The organism is Geomonas azotofigens, assembly GCF_018919395.1.
GTDB classification, from domain to species: domain Bacteria; phylum Desulfobacterota; class Desulfuromonadia; order Geobacterales; family Geobacteraceae; genus Geomonas; species Geomonas azotofigens.
Genome location: NZ_JAHLME010000006.1, coordinates 104,407 through 123,874, shown reverse-complemented (window position 1 = coordinate 123,874; position 19,468 = coordinate 104,407). Strand labels below are relative to the sequence as shown.

11 protein-coding genes are annotated in these 19,468 nt (G+C 66.3%); 4 read left to right on the top strand and 7 right to left on the bottom strand.

Annotated features, from left to right (window positions below; all coding sequences use genetic code 11):
- Window positions 1–43: 43 nt before the first annotated feature.
- The 4 genes from KOL99_RS17810 to KOL99_RS17795 all read right to left on the bottom strand — a co-directional run bounded on the left by KOL99_RS17810 (window position 44) and on the right by KOL99_RS17795 (window position 3,745).
- Window positions 44–904 (bottom strand): substrate-binding domain-containing protein, encoded by an 861-nt coding sequence (locus KOL99_RS17810; RefSeq protein ID WP_216511824.1) that lies wholly within the window; start codon window positions 902–904, stop codon window positions 44–46.
- Between the two features lie 187 nt (window positions 905–1,091).
- Window positions 1,092–1,502, bottom strand: a complete 411-nt coding sequence (locus KOL99_RS17805; protein ID WP_216511823.1) for a hypothetical protein — start codon at window positions 1,500–1,502, stop codon at window positions 1,092–1,094.
- Window positions 1,503–1,507: 5 nt separating this feature from the next.
- Window positions 1,508–2,680, bottom strand: coding sequence for a vWA domain-containing protein (locus KOL99_RS17800; protein WP_216511822.1), 1,173 nt, complete (start codon window positions 2,678–2,680; stop codon window positions 1,508–1,510).
- Window positions 2,681–2,683: 3 nt separating this feature from the next.
- Window positions 2,684–3,745 carry a hypothetical protein gene (locus KOL99_RS17795; protein WP_216511821.1) on the bottom strand — a complete coding sequence of 354 codons (1,062 nt, stop codon included), beginning with the start codon at window positions 3,743–3,745 and terminating at the stop codon, window positions 2,684–2,686.
- A gap of 435 nt (window positions 3,746–4,180) precedes the next feature.
- On the opposite strand from KOL99_RS17795, the gene KOL99_RS17790 reads away from it, so the two are divergent.
- Both KOL99_RS17790 and KOL99_RS17785 read left to right on the top strand, forming a co-directional pair.
- Window positions 4,181–4,528: a YtxH domain-containing protein gene (locus tag KOL99_RS17790; RefSeq protein WP_216511820.1), complete on the top strand. Its 348-nt coding sequence runs from the start codon at window positions 4,181–4,183 to the stop codon at window positions 4,526–4,528.
- A 39-nt stretch (window positions 4,529–4,567) separates the two neighbouring features.
- On the top strand, window positions 4,568–4,759 hold the full coding sequence (locus KOL99_RS17785; RefSeq protein WP_199387935.1) for a ferredoxin: 192 nt from the start codon (window positions 4,568–4,570) through the stop codon (window positions 4,757–4,759).
- Window positions 4,760–4,943: 184 nt separating this feature from the next.
- Here KOL99_RS17785 and KOL99_RS17780 read toward each other — a convergent pair whose 3' ends face one another.
- From KOL99_RS17780 to KOL99_RS17770, 3 genes are all read right to left on the bottom strand, one after another.
- Window positions 4,944–6,131 (bottom strand): cytochrome b/b6 domain-containing protein, encoded by a 1,188-nt coding sequence (locus tag KOL99_RS17780; RefSeq protein ID WP_216511819.1) that lies wholly within the window; start codon window positions 6,129–6,131, stop codon window positions 4,944–4,946.
- Window positions 6,128–7,843: a nickel-dependent hydrogenase large subunit gene (locus tag KOL99_RS17775; protein WP_216511818.1), complete on the bottom strand. Its 1,716-nt coding sequence runs from the start codon at window positions 7,841–7,843 to the stop codon at window positions 6,128–6,130. Before KOL99_RS17775 ends, KOL99_RS17780 begins: the two co-directional genes overlap by 4 nt.
- A 273-nt stretch (window positions 7,844–8,116) precedes the next feature.
- Entirely contained in the window at window positions 8,117–9,304 is a 1,188-nt protein-coding gene (locus KOL99_RS17770; RefSeq protein WP_216511817.1) for a hydrogenase small subunit, read from the bottom strand.
- 288 nt (window positions 9,305–9,592) lie between these two features.
- Here KOL99_RS17770 and KOL99_RS17765 point away from each other — a divergent pair, with 288 nt between their 5' ends.
- Entirely contained in the window at window positions 9,593–14,263 is a 4,671-nt protein-coding gene (locus tag KOL99_RS17765; RefSeq protein WP_216511816.1) for a pilus assembly protein, read from the top strand.
- 3 nt (window positions 14,264–14,266) lie between these two features.
- Window positions 14,267–19,408, top strand: a complete 5,142-nt coding sequence (locus KOL99_RS17760; RefSeq protein ID WP_216511815.1) for an MBG domain-containing protein — start codon at window positions 14,267–14,269, stop codon at window positions 19,406–19,408.
- The last annotated feature ends 60 nt before the right edge of the window (window positions 19,409–19,468 follow it).

Sequence of the window (19,468 nt, the reverse complement as noted above, 5' to 3'; positions counted from 1 at the left end):
CCACCTGCCCATTGATACCTGCCTTCCCCGTAGTGGCGGCTCCTTACTTGATATTCATCCTGAGCCACTTCTCCATCTCCCGCACCGAGTCGTAGTCGGAGTCCTTGGGCACGATGAACCGATCCACCTTGATCCCCGCAAGGATCGCCTTTCCCTGCGGGTCCTTGTGCATGTTCAGGAAAATATCGCGCAGGCGCGCTTTCAAGGCCGGGTCGAGGTCCTTCCGGGTGACGATGGGGGGGATCCCGTAACGGGGGGACTTGGCGATGATCTTGGTCTGGCTGGTGAAGCGGTTATCCTTGCTGGCGGCGTAGTTGTAGATCAGGCTGTCGACGCTGGCACCGGCGACGATCTTCTTGGCCACCGCTTCGATGGCCTTGTCGTGGGTCTTGGTGTAGATGATCTTGCCGAAGAACTTCTCCGGTGTCAGGTTGAACCTTTTGCCGATCATGTACGCGGGCACCAGCTTTCCGGTGTTGGACTTGGGATCGGTGAAGGCGAAGCTTTTCCCCTTGAGTTGGGAGAGGTCGGTGATGCCGCTGTCGCGGTGGGCGATGATGTAGGCGTAGTAAAAGGGTTCGCCGTAGGACTGGGGGGCGACCAGGAGTTCGGCGCCGAACTTCTCCTTGTCGACGACGTAAGGACCGGAGCAGACGAAGGCTACTTTCAGTTCACCCCGTTCCAGCAGCTTGTCGGTCTCGTCGTAGCTGTGCTTTTGCACCATTTCGACCGGCCGCCCCAGTTTCTTGCCGACGTAGTCGATGATCTGCTGGTAATACTTGATCGTTTCCTGCGGCGAGATCATGGCCGCGACGCCGAACTTCAACTCCTCGGCTGCCGACGCTGTCACACCTGCACCCAAAAGAGCGCAGACCATGGCGGCAATGATTACCAGTCCTTTCATCACGTCCCTCCTGCGATCTTCTATTGAATCTGGAGCTTACCGCGATAGATCCGGAGTCGCTCCGATAGCGAATGCGGCTCCCGCTATGACAGAAGGTATGCAACTTCATACACATTATCGGAAGTTTAACAGCACAGCTTAAGTAATCAATGTGAGTGGCTGGTTTTTACCACTCAATCCCAAGGCCTTACAGGTCCCCGGTCATCTCCTGCAACAGGTACAACTTCGGGTTCACCGTGCGCACGCAGTCGATCACCTCGCGCAGCATCGCCTCGTCCAGGCCGCACTCCTCGTCGATCCCCTGGAAATAGGGGTATCCCTTCGGGAGCGGTGTGAGCGCGCCGTCGCGCAGCAGCATCACGTCCACGTGGTCGTTGATCCTACCTTCGGCCTCCCACGGGTCGCGGTAGTTGAACTGGCGCGCCACCACGTGCAGGGCCATGCCGTTGTCGAAGATCGCCTTCACCTCGAAGGAGAATTCCCTGGGGGCGCTGTAGTTCTCGCTGCGCCCGGAGCGCACCATCACCTGCGCGCCCGCCTCCCTCAATATCTCTCCCACCGATTCGGCGGTCATCGGCGCCGATGTCGTCTCTTCCATATCGTTCAAACCTCCAGTCTCAGTTCGATGCCCCAGGGGGCCGGTTTTTCCCCTTCGGCGGTCAGGACCCACAGGGTCGGCAGCTCCATCTGCTCCGGTACCGGGCCGATGCCGTCGGTGAGATAGATGACCGCGGCGGGGAGGGGATGCATGGTCTTGGCGTACTCGAAAACGGGGCGCAGGTCGGTGAAGCCGCCGCCGTCGTAGCGCTCCGGCACGAAGGCGGTTCCCTTGAAGGCCTCGACGTGCTGGATGCGGCTGTTGGCGTAGAGCACGGTGATGGCGGCGTCGCGCCCCCGGGCGATCTGCAGGAGTTCCCGCGCGAAGGCTTCCCTGAGCTCCACGATGTCGGTGGAATCGCTCACGTCGATCCCTACCAGCAGCGTCAGGCGGTGGCGCTTGCGCGACCCCGGCGTGTCGTGTTCGAAGCGGCGGTGCACGCGCATCCAGGTGCTCTTCCTGCCGATCCTGCCGGCGGTGGCCACGAACTGGCGCAGCACCTGGCGCCACGGGATGGGGGAAGGGCGTAAAAGGGCGTCCACCACCGCGCGTACCTCGGCCGGCGCCTCGCCGTCGCTGCCGCGCAGGCTCTCCCGGGTCACCGCGCGCAGCATCTCCTCGGCAAGCGGCAAGGGCGTGCTGTCCGCGTCGCTCCAGATGGCGTGATCGTCCAGCGTGGAGGCCCCGGCCGGATCCCGGCCCGCTCCCGAGGCGCCCTCGATCTCCTGCGCCTCGTCGCCGAAGCCGCTTCCCGCCAGGTTGCCGATGTCGAAGGGGCGTACCAGCAGCCGGTAGTATTCCTCGGCGGCGAGGCCGTCGGGGAGGTCGAACTGGGGCGGGTACACGCCACCTTCCGGGAGCCCCGGCGTATCGGGATTGATGGCGAGATCGCAGCAGAGGTCCCAGTCGTGGCTGTTCTTCCCCTTGCCGCGCAGCATGTGCAGGTGCAAAAGGTGCTTCACCAGGTGCTCGAGGAGCGCCTGCTGTTCCGACAAGCTGAGGAGCGAGAACGAGGCGGGATCGACGGCGAGGGTCGGGGTGCCGTTACGGATGGTGACGCCGGCAGGCTTTCCGGAGAGCGGTCGCTCTTCGCGGCGCAGGTTGAGCAGGAAGTGGCCGTAGAAGGGGCGCTCCTTTAAAAGCCGCACCACGGCGTTTTGCAGCGTGCCGGGCGACACGGCTTACCCGGCCTGCTGGCTGATCGCCTGCATGGCGTCGAAGATGACCGCGTCGTGCTTGTCCTTCACGAGAAGCAGCGCCACGGCGGGGATCTTGAGGAGCGACTTCACGAAGCCGAAACGGAGATCGCGCGGCAGCACGGCGATGTAGGCGACCAGGTTGTCCTCCTGCTCCCCGGTGAGTTCGGGGGAGACCTGGAGCAGGGCGGAGAGGTCGTTGATGGTGGCGGCCTGCACGTCGTCGCGCTGCGCCTCGGCCCGGGCGGCCACGGCCGACCAGTCGTTCAGCACCTCGTCCGCCGTCACCGGTCTTCCCTTGCGGTCGGAGAGCCAGCGCATGAAGGCGATGGCGGCCTCCTTGCCGACGATGCCGGAGTAGACCTCCATCTCTAGTTCGGCCGGGAAGCGGCAGTTCTTCTTGAGCACGCTGACCATCTCCCAGGCGCGCTCGCTCGGCTCCACCTGCATCTCCATCGGCATCCCCTGCTTGGCGAGGAAGCCGTGGTTGCCGGCCAGGAACTGGCGCACCTCGCCGGCGAACTCCCGCTTTTGCGCGTAGCGGGCCCAGCACTGGTAATCGGTCTCCACGAAGAGCATCACCATGCGGTCGACGAGGGCGCGGTCAAGGGTCGCCACCTGGTAGCTCCCGTCGGGCGGGTTGATGCTGACCACCACCTTGTGGCGGCGGGACAGGGTGTGGGTGTGGATGGCGCGCAGCATCCCCTCGGCGGGGGGCTCCACGAACTGGAAGATCGCCTGCAGGGTATCCTCCTGCTGGGCACGGTTCAGCTCGTCGCAGTGGACCACGGTGGGGGCGTCCTCGTCGCCGGGGAGCCACGACGGGCGCGACCACTGCATAACGTCGCCGTTTCTGAACGGAATGCCGACCAGGTCGCCCACCTCCATCTGCCCGAGACGCAGCGAGACGTAGCGCCTGTCCAGCTCGCGGCAGGCCTGCAGGATGCCGGCGCTCTTACCCACGCCGCGGTGTCCCACCACGCAGGGGGTGAGGTCAGTCTTGGAGAGGATCTCCTTCACCACGATCTTCATCTGTTCCACGTTCATGTCGCGTCCTTCCTTTGCCGGTGTACCTGTGTCGATCCGCCATCTTACACAAAATTAAAATCATTGACCACGGAGAAAATCCGAGAGAGACCCGAGAAGGGGAGGGGGACGCCCGCGCTTTGTTGGTCTCGTCTGGCCAAGGCAAATCCCCCCTGTCCCCCTTCGCAAACGGGGGAACGCGAGGTCACATGCAGCACTTGATGGCCAACATGCCTTTAATTCCCTCGGCATCCTCTGAAGAGCTCCCAGACGGCTTTTACGTCCCACGAAGGGTTGCAGATGAACCAGGGTCCCCCCCTTTGCGAAGGGGTGACAGGGGGGATTTTGCATTTTGTGTCAGTGGCAAGAAACGAGCTTTTCATAAAATTGGACGAACCTAATTTTATTGGTAGTATTACCGCTGTTGTTCAAAACCAGCGGGACGGAGGAGACGGTATGGGACATAAAGAGTGCTGCGAAGGGGGGTGCATGGTGAAACTGGTAGTGGGCGGACTGATCGGAGCTGGTCTTGCGCTTTTGCTGGCTCCCCAGGCCGGGAAAAAGACACGGAAGTACTTGGCGTCCTTGGCTGATGAGGTCAGCGGCAAGGCCAACGAGGCCGTGAGCGACTTCGCGGAAACCGTGTCCGACTTCGTGGACCGCGCCAGCGACCGCGCCTCCGACTTCCTCAAGGAAAAGGAAGGGCTTACCAAGGAGTCCAAGAAGATGTTGCTGGCCGCCCTGGAAAAGGCCCAGGAGAAACTGGAAGAGCAAAGGAAAAGGCTTGCCGATAGCATCATGTAGCGCTCGACGCTTTCACCATCAAAAACTGGAGGTACTACCATGGCAAAAGAACCCTGGGTCGATCAAGATGTCTGCATCAGCTGCGGTCTTTGCACGGACAACGTGCCGGAAGTGTTCCGTTTCGCCGACAACGGCAAGGCGGAGGCCTATGATCCGGCCGGCGCTTCGGAGGACGAGATCCAACGTAACGCCGTGGATGTCTGCCCGGTGAGCTGCATTCACTGGCGCTGATACCCCTGCACGCACCGCGTAAAAAAGGCCGCACCCCTCCCGGGCGCGGCCTTTTTCGTTTTGAGTCCCCTCTCCCGGGGGGGAGCGGGTGCTTCAGCTGCTACTTCGCTGCCGGGCGCGGCGGGCGCCCCGTGTTCGCTCTGGGTGAGGAGATGGATACCGTGGTGGAGGTGCAGCGCTACTGTCAATGGTCCATTGCCTCGCCGTCCTCGAACCTGGTCCCCTTGCGGCACCAGCGGCCGCCGCTCACGATGGACGAGAGGGCGCCCTCGCGCTCGACGGTGTCGGCGCGGACCGAGAGGTAGACGTGGATCGGGATGAAGGCGAGGAAGATCCACATGATCAACTGGTGGGCCAGGCGCAGGTACTGCACCCCGACCACTTCGTCGAAGCGGACCAGGTAACCGAAAAACCAGTTTTGCGGATCGTAGAGGGCGTACAGGGCGAAACCGGTGACCAGGGCGAGCAGGCCGACGGCGAAGATGGCGGTATAGGCGACCTGCTGCAGCGGGTTGTGGCCGATATAGTGCGGCGGCCGGTCGAAGCGGCAGAACAGGTAATTCTGCGCCACCTGGATGAGGTTCTTCAGGTCGCGCACCCGCACCGGGAACAGGGCGTACCAGCGCTGGAACCGGTTCGAAGCGAGGAAGAGCCCGGCGATACGCAGGATGGCCGCGCAGAGCAGGAGCCACCCCGCCACGAAGTGGGCGAGTCGCAGCCAGCTCAGGTAGTTGGAGTAGCCATCGGTCACCCCGTAGATGAAGCGGCTGCTCCCCATCAAAAGCCCGGTCACCGACAGCACCACGATCAACAGCACCGCCAGCCAGTGCAGCGCGCGCAGCTGCCAGTCCCACACCGGCACGTAGTTGAAATCCCCCGGCTCCTCGCTGCGCCGGCTCTTTTGCCTGGTGGCCCGCACCGGGATGTAACCGAGGAATTCCCACGATTCACTCCCGTCCGGGGACACCGTGCCCCTGCCGATGCCCAGCGCCCGGAACCCGTGCGTCATCTGCATCTCCGCCTGGAGCTCGGCGCGGTAGCGGGTCGCCTGGTCGGGGTGGCAGAGGTAGAGGATGGTATCGACCTCGCCGCGGGCGAAAAGCGCCTCCTCCCCCGAATCGAGCCGCCGCACCCGGGCCACGCTGCGCGCCAGGCGCGGCTCCAGGGGGGTGAACCCCGTCTGCTGGTAGTGGCGCAGGTCCTCCTTCCCGGAGGCGGCGCTCAAAAGGGCGAGATCGACGGGATCCCGGGTGCCCAAGGGGGCGCCCAGGGCGGCGGCGACGAGGAGGTCGCGGCGCTTTCTTTTGGCGAAGGGAACGGGGTCCCCCAGCTCGATGCGTATCTCCGACTCCGGTATCCGATAGAGGCTCATTGCACCTTGACCTCCACCCCGCCGCCACCGGGGACCACCATGTGCACGGCGCAGGACTCGCACGGGTCGAAGGAGTGGATGGTGCGCAGCACCTCGATGGGGCGTTTTGGGTCGGAGAGCGGATGCGTGCCGTCGCCGGCCAGGGCCTGCTCGAAGGGCCCCATCTGGCCGCCGGGGTCCCGGCCGGAGCTGTTCCAGGTGCTGGGGACCACGGCCTGGTAGCGCGAGATGCGCCCGTTTTCGATCTCGACCCAGTGCGACAGCGTCCCCCGGGCCGCCTCCATGAAGCCCATCCCCTGGGCCTGGCGGGGCCAGTTGGCCGGCTCCCAGAGTTCCGGGTTGAAGGTGGCCACGTCTCCCGAGCGGATCCGGTCGTTCAACTGGGCGAACCACTGGTCCATGCGCCGGGCCAGGAGCACCGACTCGAGCGCCCGGCAGTAGGTGCGCCCAAGCGTCGAGTTGAGCGCCTCGACCCCGGCCTTCAGTTTGCCGAGCCCCTCACCGGCGAGCTGGGCCGTCTCGGCGTGCCCCTGGGCCAGGGCGAGCAGGATGCGGGCGTTGGGCCCCACTTGCACCGCGCGGCCGTCGTAGCGCGGCGCCTTGCACCAGGTGTACTTGGGGTGGTCGGAGAGCTCCTTGAAGGGGGGCGTGGGGCCGGTGTAGTGGGGCTCGGTGCGCCCCTGCCAGGGATGGAGCCCCTGCCGGTCTCCCTCGGGTTGGCTGTACCAGGCCGAGGAGATGAACTCGGCGATTCTCTTGTGCTCGAAGGGGTGCGCCGCGCCGTAGTTCCCGTCCAGCAGCACCCCGGCCGGGAACACGCCCCCCGCCGGGGCCCCCGAGCAGGAGTAGGCGCTTTCCCCGGTGGCGATCAGGGTGGGGGAGGAGACGCCGATGGCGGCGTACTCCGGGTAGAAGGAGGCGATGGCGAGCATGTCCGGGTAGTAGACCTCCAGCACGAAGCGCCTGGCCTGGTCGATCATGCCGGCGATCTCGTCCAGGCGCACCTGGTTGATGGCGATCTGGTTGTCGAGGTTTATCGAGCAGGCCATCCCCCCCACCAGGTAGTTCGGGTGCGGGTTCTTGCCGGCGAAGATGGTGTGCAGGCGGATGACCTCGCGCTGCCAGGAAAGTGCCTCCAGGTAGTGGGCGAGCGCCATCAGGTTCGCCTCGGGGGGGAGCCGGTAGGCGGGGTGCCCCCAGTAGCCGCCGGCGAAGATGCCCAAGCCCCCTCCCGCCGAATCGGCCACCCGCTTTTGCACCTCGCGGTACCAGGTGGCGGAGTTGTTGGGCCAGGGGGAGAGCGAGGCGGCCAGGCGGGAGGTGGCGGCGGGGTCGGCCTTGAGCGCGCTCATCACGTCGACCCAGTCCAGGGCGTGCAGGTGGTAGAAGTGCATCACGTGGTCCTGCAGGGTGGCCATGCCGGAGACCAGGCTGCGGATTAGCTCGGCGCAGGGGGGGATCTTGCACTTGATGGCGTCCTCGACCGTGCGCACCGAGGCGATGGCGTGCACGCCGGTGCAGACCCCGCAGATGCGCTGCGCGAAGGCCCAGGCGTCGCGCGGGTCGCGTCCCTGCAGTACCCTCTCGATCCCCCTGAACTGGGTGGCGCAGGCCCAGGCGTTGCCGATTCTCCCCCCGTCCGCCTCCAGCTCGATGCGCAGGTGCCCCTCGATCCGGGTGATCGGGTCGATGACGATTCGCTCCTTGGCCATCGCGACCTCCTTTTGTAAAACCTTCAACGCAAAGACGCAAAGGCGCCGAGACGCAAAGAAAAGCCCATCGGGAGAAACCGGACTGCGGCATCTCCCCACTGCTCCCTCCCTTCTGGCTCTTGCATTGGTGTAAACCGAATTCCAACGCAAAGCCGCAAAGGCGCAAAGAAGAGCGACTTGAAGCGTTTCCGAAAAAGATGATTTCTCCGCGCCTTTGCGTCTTTGCGTTAAAACACGCCTCTCTTCGCGCCTTCGCGCCTCCGCGTCTTTGCGTTAGGTCTTTTGGTCCTCGTCCCGCGCCGGCTTCTCCGTGTCCCCCAAAACAGCCAGCGGCAGGGTTTCCGGCTGCGCCTTTTTCGCTCTCTTCTTCGCGATCACGGTCGCGGCGGAGTGCACCAGCACGCCACCCACCGAGGCGGCCACGGCCGCGACGCCGACGGTGTTGGCGGTCGCCTCGACCCCGAGCCCCGGGACCACGAAGCCGGGGAGCCTGCGGTAGAAAGGGGTCATCCGGTCGTAGAAATCGCGCTCGGTGCAGCCCAGGCAGGGATGCCCGGCCTTGATGGGGAAGCTCTGCCCCAGGTTCCACTCCACCGTGGCGCAGGGGGCGAAGGTGGCGGGGCCCTTGCAGCCGAGGCGGTACAGGCAGTACCCACGGCGGGCGTTCTCGTCATCGAAACGCTCGGCGAACTGCCCGGCATCGAAACTGGCCCGGCGCGGGCACTTGTCGTGGATCCTCTGCCCGTAGGCGAAGAGGGGGCGCCCCATGCCGTCCAGGGGGGGCGTGTGTCCATAGGCGAGGTAGTAGGTGAGGGTGGCCGTGATGGTCTCGGCGATGGGGGGGCAGCCGCTGATGTTCACCACCGGCCGGTCGGTGATCACCTGGGCGACCCCGACCGCGCCGGTGAGGTTGGGGGAGGCGGCCTGGACACAGCCGTACTCGGCGCAGGCACCCACCGCCATGATGGCGTTCGCCTTGCGCGCCGCGCGCCGCAGCAGGTTCTCGGCCGAGTCACCGCCGATGGTGCAAAAGGCGCCGTTCTGGCCCAGTGGGACCGAGCCGTTCACCAAGAGGAGGTGCGGCCGGTCGCTGGCCTCGCGCAGCACCGCCTCGGCGGCGTCGCCCGAAGGGGCCATCAGCAGTTCGTTGTAGTCGAGCGAGATCTGTTCCAGGACCAGCCGGTCGATGGGACTGCTCCCCGAGCGGAGCAGGCTTTCCAGGCAGCCGGTGCACTCCTGCAACTGCAGGTAGATGACGCTGGGGCGCCGGGCCGCGGAGAGTTTTCCGGCCATCTCCCGGGCCAGCGCCCGGGAACCGGGAGGCAGGGCGGCCGCGGCGCCGAAACAGGCCGCCATCCTGCCGCAAAAGGAGAGGAATTCGCGTCTGCTGACGCCGCGTCGCCTCACAAACTGCAGAAAGGTTTCGCCGCGCGACCAACCACCGTCGGGGGGATCGTTCATTTCCGTACTCCTGCTCCGGTTCCCACCCCGCCATAGGAGGGGAACGTGAGAGGCGTCAGGCCAATGGGAAGCGCCGTCGCATTGGTTCAATGAAATCTCTTAAGAGATTAACGCCAAGGAAAACGATGTCAATTAGAACTTCAGCTCCCTCGCGGTCCGGAAGCCATTAAAAGCAAAAGGGACTTTTTTTTCATCCTGTCGACGCTATACTTCTTTGATTGAAATTTTCTAATAATTTACGGGCACCAGAGGGGTTGGCCGGAGCCGTTAATGGGAGAGGTGGCGAATATGAAAAAGGGAAGGGGCCTGGGGGGGCGGGTGGTCCTCCCTGTGGTGATAAGCTTGCTGGTCCTGGTGCTGTTCCCGCCGCCGCGGCAGGCGCGGGCCGAGGATGCCGCCGCGGCCATGCAGGCCTACTGCAGCGTTCCCCCGCTGCCCGGCTTCGGGATCAAGCCCAACCTTCTCCTGTTGCTGGATAACTCCGCCAGCATGTACGATCTCGCCTATACCGATCCCAACATCTTCTGTTTTGACGACCGTTTCGACCCGTCGCCGGAAGGGAACTATCCCGGCTACTTCGACCAAGGTACGCTCTATCGTTACTCCGTGGAGACCTCGGCCATCGGCAAGTTTGTGCCCGCCACGGACAGCATCGGGGCGAGTAGCTGCAACCAGGCCAGATCATCCCATTTCTGCGTGAACCTCGACAGCTCCAGGAAGATCGACAACTTCCTTGCCACGGGCAAATTTCTCAACTGGCTCGCCATGAGCAAGCTGGACCTGGAGAAACTGGCGCTGACGGGTGGCAAGTACGATACCGTCAGCGGGACACTGCAGGGGGAATCGCGCGGTTGCCAGGGGAAACGCCACGTGAAGACGGTCTATGCAGAGAAGACCGAGAACGGGAAGATCGTCAACGACCTTACCAAACCTCTTCCGGTGACCTTCGGGGTGCGCGGACCGATCCCGTCCGAATCAGGCTACGTGCAGCAGGCCAACCACGGCGGGCCGTCCCGGATCGACGTCTACCCGGCCACGTACAACCGGGACGATTGCCTGACGGCGGTGAACAAATGGCAGGGGGGGACCCGCGACGAAATCGCGCTCTACACCGCCAAGTGCATGGGGCAGCTCGAACTTGGCGACGGCACGCCGACCGCGGGCAAGGTGTTCGCCGAGATCATGACCTACTGCTACACCTATCGGGCCGGCACCGACATCGTCTACGCCGATATCGCCGACACCCTGGTCGCCGACTGCTTGCGGCGCTACAGCTCCTCGTACAGCGACGATCCCACCAAGATCGTCAAGAACACCGGTGACGACGTCTGCGCCAGGGGGCTGTTCCACAACCTCATTACCCATGAGAAAACCCCCTCCATCACCGGCTACCTGGGGCAGTGCTACCAGACCGGCGATATGGATGCCGACTGCACCGTGAAACAGACCAAGGACTTCTGCTCCGAGGTGCAGATGCCCTGGCTGGCGGACCCATCTGTGGGCGTGACCCAGGCAGGGACCAATGCCAGCCTTCCTGCCTACATTCTCGACGCGGGGATCACCAGCCTGGGGCAGGTCGCCGGGACGCTGCAGGTCCGGGTGGCAACGGCGGCGGCACCGACCGGGCTGATACAGCTGTTTGCGACGGAGATCAACCTCGGGGCCATGGTCTTCAACGACAACGGTGCCGGCTCCGAGTGCGGCGGCGTCATCCCGTGCGTCAAGCACTGCAAGAACGACGCGCCCCCCCGCAGGGAGTGCTACGTGAACGGTGATTGCGGGTCGGCTGGGCCCTGTGTCGAAGACACCCGCAATGACGGCGGCAGGATCATCTCCTATATCAACTACTCCGAGGTCGGCGACCACGGTACCGGCTCCAGTCTGGTCGCTGCCATCGACGCCATCAGGGGCACCTCCTGGACCCCCCTGGCCGAGGCGTTCTACGACGTCATCGGCTACTTCGCCAACCAGGACAAACTGCGCCTGCAGCAGGACGATTTCAACCTCGCCAATCCTCCGTCCAAGTACAGTTGCCAAAGCAACAACGTGCTGATCCTCACCGACGGCATGTCCACCGCGGACCGCGCCACCGCCGTGAACGGTTATGTAGCCGCTGCGGTGGCCAAGTGGACCGGCAGCGACGGCATCCCTGCCAGCCAGACCACCACCAACGGCACGGCGCCCGATGCAGCGCCGTCATACCTTGGCAGCTATAACCTCGATGACCTCGCCTGGATCGCCAGGCACAAGAACATCTTCGATCCCGATCAGCCCGTATCCCGGCGCAGGGAGTACATCACCACCCACGTGGTCTACACCGGCCCCCCGTGTGGCGATCCCAAAACCGGGACCGGGTACAACCCGGACGGCAGCTGCGTCAGCCCGGACGAAGGAAAACCGGAAAAGCTGATGCAGTTGACCGCGGCCAAGGGGGGAGGAGCCATCGAGAACGTCCGCAACCCCGCTACGCTGCAGAGCGCGCTCAAGGGGCTGTTCCAGCAGGTGGTGGGTGGCTCGTACACGGGGACCAGCAGTTCGATACTGGCCACCGGGGAGGGGAACGGGGCGCTGTTTCTGCAGCCGCAGTTCTACCCCAACAAAAGCTTCGACGCAGGGCGCACCTTTGCGGCGTGGATCGGCGAGATGCAGAGCCTTTGGTACTACATCGATCCCTTCATCGGGGGAAGCGTCGGGGCGTCGAGCGGTATCAGGGAGGACACCGGGGGGGGGAGGGAACTCGACTTGAAACAGGACCGGGTCGTGCAGTTCATCCTGGACCCGGCGCTGCTCGAAGCCCGCGCCAGGCTCTTTGTCGACGCGGACGGCGACGGCAGCATCGACGCGCCCCAGCCCTCCGGCTACCCCAGGACCGTGGTTCCCGAGGCGGTGCAGAGCCTGTGGCGCGCGGGGCGCAAGCTCTGGGAGAGGGCACCCTCCACGAGGACCATCTACACCCAGACCGGCGGTGCTTTCCTGGTCCCGTTTCTCGATACCACCTCGGCCGCCAACCAGCAGCTGCTGCAGGCCAAGGACCAGGCGGAGGCGGACCAGATCGTGGCCTTCGCCCGGGGGACCGACGACAGCGCCGGCGCCAACGGCCCGGCCACCCGGACGCGCACCCTCACGGCGTACGGCGCAACGGATAAGCTGGTCTGGAAGCTCGGGGACATCATCTCTTCCACCCCGGTACTGCAGTCGGCGGTTCCGCTCGGGAGCTACCATCTTGCTCCCCCCCGCGGCTACGCAGACGCCTCGTACGGCACCTTCAGCGCTTCGGACGCGTACCGCAAACGGGGGACGGTCTACGTGGGGGCCAACGACGGCATGCTGCACGCCTTCAGGCTGGGCAGGCTGAAGGTCCGCCCCGACGGCGCCGAGAGCTGGCCGGTCAGCCAGAAGGCCGCTCTCACCACCGCGTCTGGGGAGGAGGACCTGCTGGGCGAGGAGCAATGGGCCTTCGTGCCCAAGAACGCGCTTCCCTACCTGCGCTACCTGAAGGAGCCGCTCTACCCGCACCTGTACTACGTGGATGGTGCCATCACCCTTGTCGACGCGGCCATCGGCGACCCGCAGCGCTGCAGCCGCGACGACTACTGGAACTGCACCAAGGACCCCTCTGGAAACAGCTGGCGCACCGTCCTCATCGGCGGCATGGGGCTTGGGGGAGCCAGCAGGTTGCCCGGGGACGCCTGCAGTGACCAGGATCCCTCCCCGACCTGCGTCAAGGCCCCGGCCGTGGGGGTGGGGGGGCTGTCCTCCTACTTCGCCCTGGACGTCACCGGCCAGGCCGAAGACGGCTCCGGCAGCGCGCCCACCTTGCTGTGGGAGTTTTCCCACCCCGAGCTGGGGTTTGCCACCTCCGGCCCCGCCATCGTGCGGATCAAGGCACGCAGCACCGACGCCAACCACGTGGTGATCCACGATCCCAACCGCAACGGCCGCTGGTTCGCGGTCTTCGCCTCCGGCCCCACCGGCGCCGTGGAGCGCAAGACCCGCCAGTTCACCGGGACCTCGGACCAGAACCTGAAGCTGTTCGTGGTCGACCTGAACGCGGTCCCGCCGCTGGTCCAGGGGCGTAACTACTGGATCATCGACACGGGGATCCCGAAGGCCTTCGGCGGCAGCATGTCCGGCGCCGGCATCGATGCGGACAAGTGGAACGTAGCCGGGGGGGATGCCGGCAACTACGAGGACGATGCCCTGTACCTGGGCTACACCAGGGCTGCCGCCGGGGGAGGATGGACCGGAGGGGTTTTGAGGCTTTTGACCGGCCACGATCCCGATCCCTCCACCTGGAAGACGAGCCCGGTGATCGACGACGTCGGGCCGGTCACCGGTGCCGTGGCGAAGCTCCAGGACCGGCAGTATAAACGGCTCTGGCTCTACTTCGGCGCCGGGAGGTACTTCAACACCCAGGACGACCTCTCCGCCGGGCGCGCGCTCTACGGCGTGAGCGAGCCGTGCTACACCCCGAGAGACACCATCGAGAACGGTACCTGCAGCAAGAGCCCCGTCCTGCCGGGCGACCTGGTCGAGGTCACCGATGTCACCCGGGTCGTACCGGCCAAGGACCAGACCGCCGGCTACAAGGGGTGGTGGATCCGCCTCGATGCCGCTGCCGGCAACTTTGGGAGTGAGCGCCTCATCGACAGCCCGAGCGCGCTTACCGGCGGAGCCGTCTTCTTAACCACCTACCAGCCTCCCCTGGACCCCTGTCTTGAGGGGTTCTCGTACCTGTGGGGGGTGCACTACAGCACCGGCGGGGCGGTCGCCTCTCTTTCCGCCCAGGTGCTGATCCCGCTTGCCAACGGGACCCTCGCCACGGTCGACGCCGGGAGTTTTCCCGATCGCGGCAAACGGCGCAGCGCCGCCCTGACCGGCAAGGCGGTGAAGCCGCGGCTGGTCACCAACAGCGGTCTCAAACCGTTGAAGAAGATCATCCACATCCAGGAGCGCTAGGGCATGACAGGGAGAACGGTGCTGACAGGGCGGGCCATACTGACGGTGGCGGCACATCTGCTGGTGGTCCTGGTGCTGCTTTGGGCCGCGGCGTCCCCGGCCGGTGCCGCGGTGTGGACCCTGGACGGCTTCGCCATCCATAGCGGCGGCACGGTGGCCATCAATGGTTCGGTGCATGCCATCGCGGTGCAGCGCGCGGACGCGAAGATCGTGCTGGGGGGGGATTTCACCCTCACCGACGGCGTGGTGACGCGCACCAACATAGCCAGGATCAACCACGACGGCACCCTGGACGCCACCTTTGATCCGCCGCTTCCGGATGGCCCCGTGCGCGCCATAGCCCTGCAACCGGACCTGGCCACCCCCGCCAACCCGGACGGGATCTGGATCGGGGGGAGCTTCACCACGGTGGGTGGGGTGAGCCGCAAGGGACTGGCACGGCTCTCCGGGGCGAGCGGCGCACTGGACAGCCTGGACCCGGTCACCAGCGCGCTCGCGCCGGTGACGGTCAACGCGCTGGTCATCCTTCCGAGCGGCGTGGACCTCATCGTGGCGGGAGCGTTCCGGGAGATCAAGTCCGGGGTGCCCACGAGGAACCTGGCCGGGCTGTCGGCCACGAGCGGAGCGCTCAACTGGACCTGGAGCGGAGGCTTGACCGATGACGCCGGCAACGTGGCGGTCCACGCGGTGCAGGTGCACAACGGAGCCATCGTGGTCGGGGGAGAGTTCGCCAGCACCGGGTCCTCCCATGTCGCCCGCTTCACGGCCCAAGGCGCCTACGACCCCGGCTTCGCCCCGCCGTCGCCCAACGGCGCCGTGCGCGCCCTGGCCGTGCAGGCGGACGGGAAGATACTGCTGGGAGGCGACTTCTCCGGGGGGCTCCTCTCCCGCACCTACCTCGCCAGGCTCAACGCCGACGGGACCCCGGACGCGTTCAACCCCGGCTTCGACAGCGCGCCCGGCGCCCGGGTCGCCTCGATCCTGGTGGAGCCCGACGGTAGGATCCTGGCCGGCGGTACCTTTACCATCGGCCCCGCCCCCGCGCAACGCACCAATCTCGCCCGCCTGAAGATAGACGGGACCCTCGCCGACACCGTCTTCCCCGCGGCCGATGCGGCGGTACGGGTTGTGGCGCGCCAGGGAGACGGCAACATCCTGGCCGGAGGAGACTTCGCGAACATCGGCTCCGTCCCGCGCACGTCCCTGGCCCGTTTCTACCCCTACGGTACCCTCGACGACACCCTGGCCCAGATCATCGACGACACCGGGCTGGTGACCCGGCTCTTGCTGCGCCCGGACGGCTACACCACCGTCGCCGGCCTCTTCGAGAACGTGCTCGGTGCGTCGCGGTTCCACGTCGCCAGGCTCACGCCGGACTGGTCCCTCGATCCCGGTTTCGACGCCGGACTCACCCTGGGGCAGCGCACGACCAGCATCGTGCCGCTGCCCCAGGACGCGCTTTTGTTCGGGGGGAACTTCCTGACCATCAACGGCATCGAACAGCACCAGTTGGTGCAGGTGACCCAAGCGGGGATCCCGGGACCGGCCGCTTTCAACGCCGCGGTGAACGCCTACCTGCAGAGGTGGGGCAGCCTCAACACGGTCATGGTGGCGGAGGACGGCATGATGTACGTGGGGGGGAACAACGTCATCGCGTCCCCCTATCGCTACCTCTTCCGCCTCAAAACCACCGGGGAACATGACCCGAGCTTCGTCCCGGCTGCCGGCGTGAACGGTGTCGTCAGCGCGCTGGCGCTGCAGCCGGACAACATGCTGCTGGTCGCCACCCGCACCGGGCGCGTGCTGCGGCTCAAACCCGACGGCAGCCTTGACCCCGGCTGGCACGGCGGCACCCCGTTGCAGATGGGGGGGAGGATCGATCACCTGGCGCTGCTGCCCGATGGCCGCGTCCTCATCTCCGGCTATCCCATGTACCCCGGCAGCTACACCGACCCGGACACCGGGAACCTGGTCCCGGTAACGAGGAACGTGGTGCGCCTGAACAGTGACGGCAGCGTCGACGAGAGCTTCGTCATAGAAGCCCTCTACACCTACGACACGAGCTTTAGCGACGACGTTATCGGCTTCGCCCTGCAAAGTGACGGCAGCATCATCATCTTCGGCGTGTTCGACCAGCTGACCGACGGGTACGGCACCGTCATCTACCGCGACTACGTGGCCCGCATCACCCCGGAAGGACGCCTGGACACCGGCTTCGACCTGGGCGCCTTCTCCTTCGCCAGCGGGACCCCCATCAGCCAGGTTGAGACCATCAATCTTGGGCCGGACGGCAAATTCCTGATGGGAGGCGATTTCACGGACCAAAACGGCAGGAGCAAGCTGAGCCGTTATGCCAACGGCTGGAGCTTCGAGGAACTCTCCGTCTCCGACACGGGGGACACCGTCACCTGGCTGCGCTCGGGAACCTCCCCGGAGCTGTGGCGGGTGAGCTTCGAGTATTCGCCCGACCCGGACGCGGCCACCCCGGTTTGGGTCCCGCTGGGCAGGGGCACCCGGGTGGCGGGGGGGTGGCGCCTGGACGGCGTCAACCTGGCCCGGTACGGCACCCGGGTCAACGGCTACGTGCGCGCCAGGGGATACGTGGCGGGAGACCACGGCACCATCGGCTCCCTCGTGGAGTCGCTGCGCCTTTATTACCTGAAACCGCAGAAGACGACCATCACCGTGACTGCCCGCGGACAAAGCAAAACCTACGGGCAGGCCGATCCCCCCCTGGGCTACAGCTTCGATCCGCCCCTAAACGGCAGCGACCGGTTCACCGGGGCGCTGTCCCGCGTGGCGGGCGAGGATGTCGGGAGCTACGCCATCACCGTGGGGACCCTCGCCCTTGGCAGCGCCTACGACCTCGTGTTCAGCGGCGCGAGCCTCACCATCAACCAGGCACCCCTGCTGATCAGCGCCGACAACCAGGTGAAGACCGCCGGCAACGCAAATCCCCAGCTCACCGCCACCTGCACCGGGCTTGCCCCCTGGGACAGCACGGCAAGCCTCGGCGGCGCCCCGCTTCTTACCACCAGCGTCGCTGCCGGCACTCCCCGGGGGAGCTATCCCATCCATGCCGCCCTGGGGAGCATCACCAGCGCCAACTACCGCTACAGCTTCGCCGACGGCACTTTTACCGTCACCGGGCGCCCCCAGGGCATCACCTTCGCCGAGCCTCCCCCGAAGGTCTACGGGGCTCCCCCCTTCGCCGCGGGGGCGAGCGCCAGCAGCGGGCTCACCGTGAGCTACGCGAGTTCCAACCCTGCCGCCGCGGTCGTGGTCGGCGGGGAGGTCCGCATCACCGGCGCGGGGAGCACCGTGATCACCGCCTCGCAGGCGGGGGACGGTTTCTGGGACCCGGCCCCGGCGGTCCCGGTGACCCTCACCGTCGTCAAGGCCCCCCTGCGCGTGGTGGCCGAGGACAAGAGCCGCGCCTACCTCACCCCGAACCCCGAGCTGACCGTCGCCTACCAGGGGTTCGTGAACGGGGAGGGGGGCGCGGTGCTGACCGGGGCCCCGGTGCTGGCCACCCCTGCCGTCCTGTCCAGCCCGGTGGGGAGCTACGCCATCCTGGCCGGAACCGGCACGCTGCAGGCGGCCAACTACCAACTGGTGCCGGTCAACGGCACGTTGACCGTGTACCGGTCCTGCCAGGAAATCACCTTCCCCGCCATCCCCGAGCGGACCTTCGGCGATCCCCCCTTCGAGATCGTCGCCTCCGCCTGCAGCGGGCTCCCTCTCAGCTTCAAAAGCTCCAACCCGGAGGTGGCCCGCATCGACGGCACCGTGATCACCGTCGTCGGGGCGGGGAGCGCCGTGATCACCGCCAGCCAGCCGGGAACCGGCGACCTGGAGACGGCGCCCGAGAAGTCGCAGCCCTTCGTCGTGCACAGAAGCGGCCAGCAGGTAAGTTTCTCCTCGCCGGCCCAGAAGGTGGTGGGGGATCCCCCTTTCGACCTTACGGGGAGCGCCTCCAGCGGCCTGCCCCTCAGCTACGTGAGTTCCGACCCTGCCGTGGCCACCGTCGCCGGGAGCACGGTGACCGTGGTCGGCGCCGGCACCACCGTGATCAGCGCGCTGCAGGAGGGAAGCGGCAACTACCTCCCGGCCCTGCCGGTTTCCCGCACGCTCACCGTGGCCCAGGAGGGGAGCGCGCCGCAGCTCTACCTCTCCACGTTGAACCACGGCTCCAGCACCTCCAACCCGGTGCTGAACATCATGGGGCGGGCCAGCGACGCCTCGGGGATCGCGAGCCTCACCGTGGCCGGCGTCGAGCGCAGTGCCGACGCGGCGCTGTTCAGTTCCGCCGTTACCCTGGCCGAAGGGGAGAACGCCGTCGCCGTGACCGCCCGCGACGGCGCCGGCAACGTGACCACGCACAGCTTCACCATCACCCTCGATGCGCTGGCGCCGGTCCTGGCAGTCACCGCACCCGCCGACAACAGCGTCACCGATGCCGTGAGCTGCGCCGTCACCGGGACGGTGACCCCGGGGAGCGCGGTGACCATGGCGGTGAACGGGGCCGCGCTGCAGCTGCTTCCGGTGACCGGGGGAAGCTTCACCGGGAGCGCCCTCCTCGCCCCGGGGGTGAACACCATTGAGCTCACCGCGGAAGGGCAGGGGCGCAGTTCGCGCAGCAAGCGGAGCGTCACCTTCGACCCGGCAGCGCCGGCGCTGGCGATCACCGATCCGGTGCAGGACCTGCGCACCGAGGCGGAAGGATTCACCATCCAGGGCACGGTGGGGGGCGCCGCTGCCGGGACGGTGCAGGTCGAGGCTGGCGGGGCGCTCTACAACCCCGAGGTGGCCGCCGGGTCCTTCCGGCAGCAGCTCCCCTTGGCCCTGGGGGAAAACCGGGTCACGGTACGCGCCACCTCCGCCGACGGGGCGAGCAGCGTGGCGCAGCGCAACCTGGTGCGCATCGAGCGCATCGGCGGCGACCTGGACGGCAACGGCAGCGTCGACATCCAGGACGCCCTGCGGTTACTGAGGATCTCGCTGGGGGCTGATCCCGCCACTGCCGCCGCGCTCGCCCACGGGGACCTGGCCCCGGTGGTGAACGGCGTGTCCCGGCCCGACGGGGTCATCGACGTCGGCGATCTGCTGGTGCTGTTACGGAGGATCGTGGGGCTGCAGCATTGATTTTCCTTGCCTTTCCCGCTCCAAAATCGTATAGACGACTCTAATCTCACACCAGGAGCG

Coding starts and splice junctions, on each gene's coding strand:
- KOL99_RS17810 (WP_216511824.1), bottom strand. CDS start 904: ATGAAAGGACTGGTAATCATTGCCGCCATGGTCTGCGCTCTTTTGGGT.
- KOL99_RS17805 (WP_216511823.1), bottom strand. CDS start 1,502: ATGGAAGAGACGACATCGGCGCCGATGACCGCCGAATCGGTGGGAGAG.
- KOL99_RS17795 (WP_216511821.1), bottom strand. CDS start 3,745: ATGAACGTGGAACAGATGAAGATCGTGGTGAAGGAGATCCTCTCCAAG.
- KOL99_RS17790 (WP_216511820.1), top strand. CDS start 4,181: ATGGGACATAAAGAGTGCTGCGAAGGGGGGTGCATGGTGAAACTGGTA.
- KOL99_RS17785 (WP_199387935.1), top strand. CDS start 4,568: ATGGCAAAAGAACCCTGGGTCGATCAAGATGTCTGCATCAGCTGCGGT.
- KOL99_RS17780 (WP_216511819.1), bottom strand. CDS start 6,131: ATGAGCCTCTATCGGATACCGGAGTCGGAGATACGCATCGAGCTGGGG.
- KOL99_RS17775 (WP_216511818.1), bottom strand. CDS start 7,843: ATGGCCAAGGAGCGAATCGTCATCGACCCGATCACCCGGATCGAGGGG.
- KOL99_RS17770 (WP_216511817.1), bottom strand. CDS start 9,304: ATGAACGATCCCCCCGACGGTGGTTGGTCGCGCGGCGAAACCTTTCTG.
- KOL99_RS17765 (WP_216511816.1), top strand. CDS start 9,593: ATGAAAAAGGGAAGGGGCCTGGGGGGGCGGGTGGTCCTCCCTGTGGTG.
- KOL99_RS17760 (WP_216511815.1), top strand. CDS start 14,267: ATGACAGGGAGAACGGTGCTGACAGGGCGGGCCATACTGACGGTGGCG.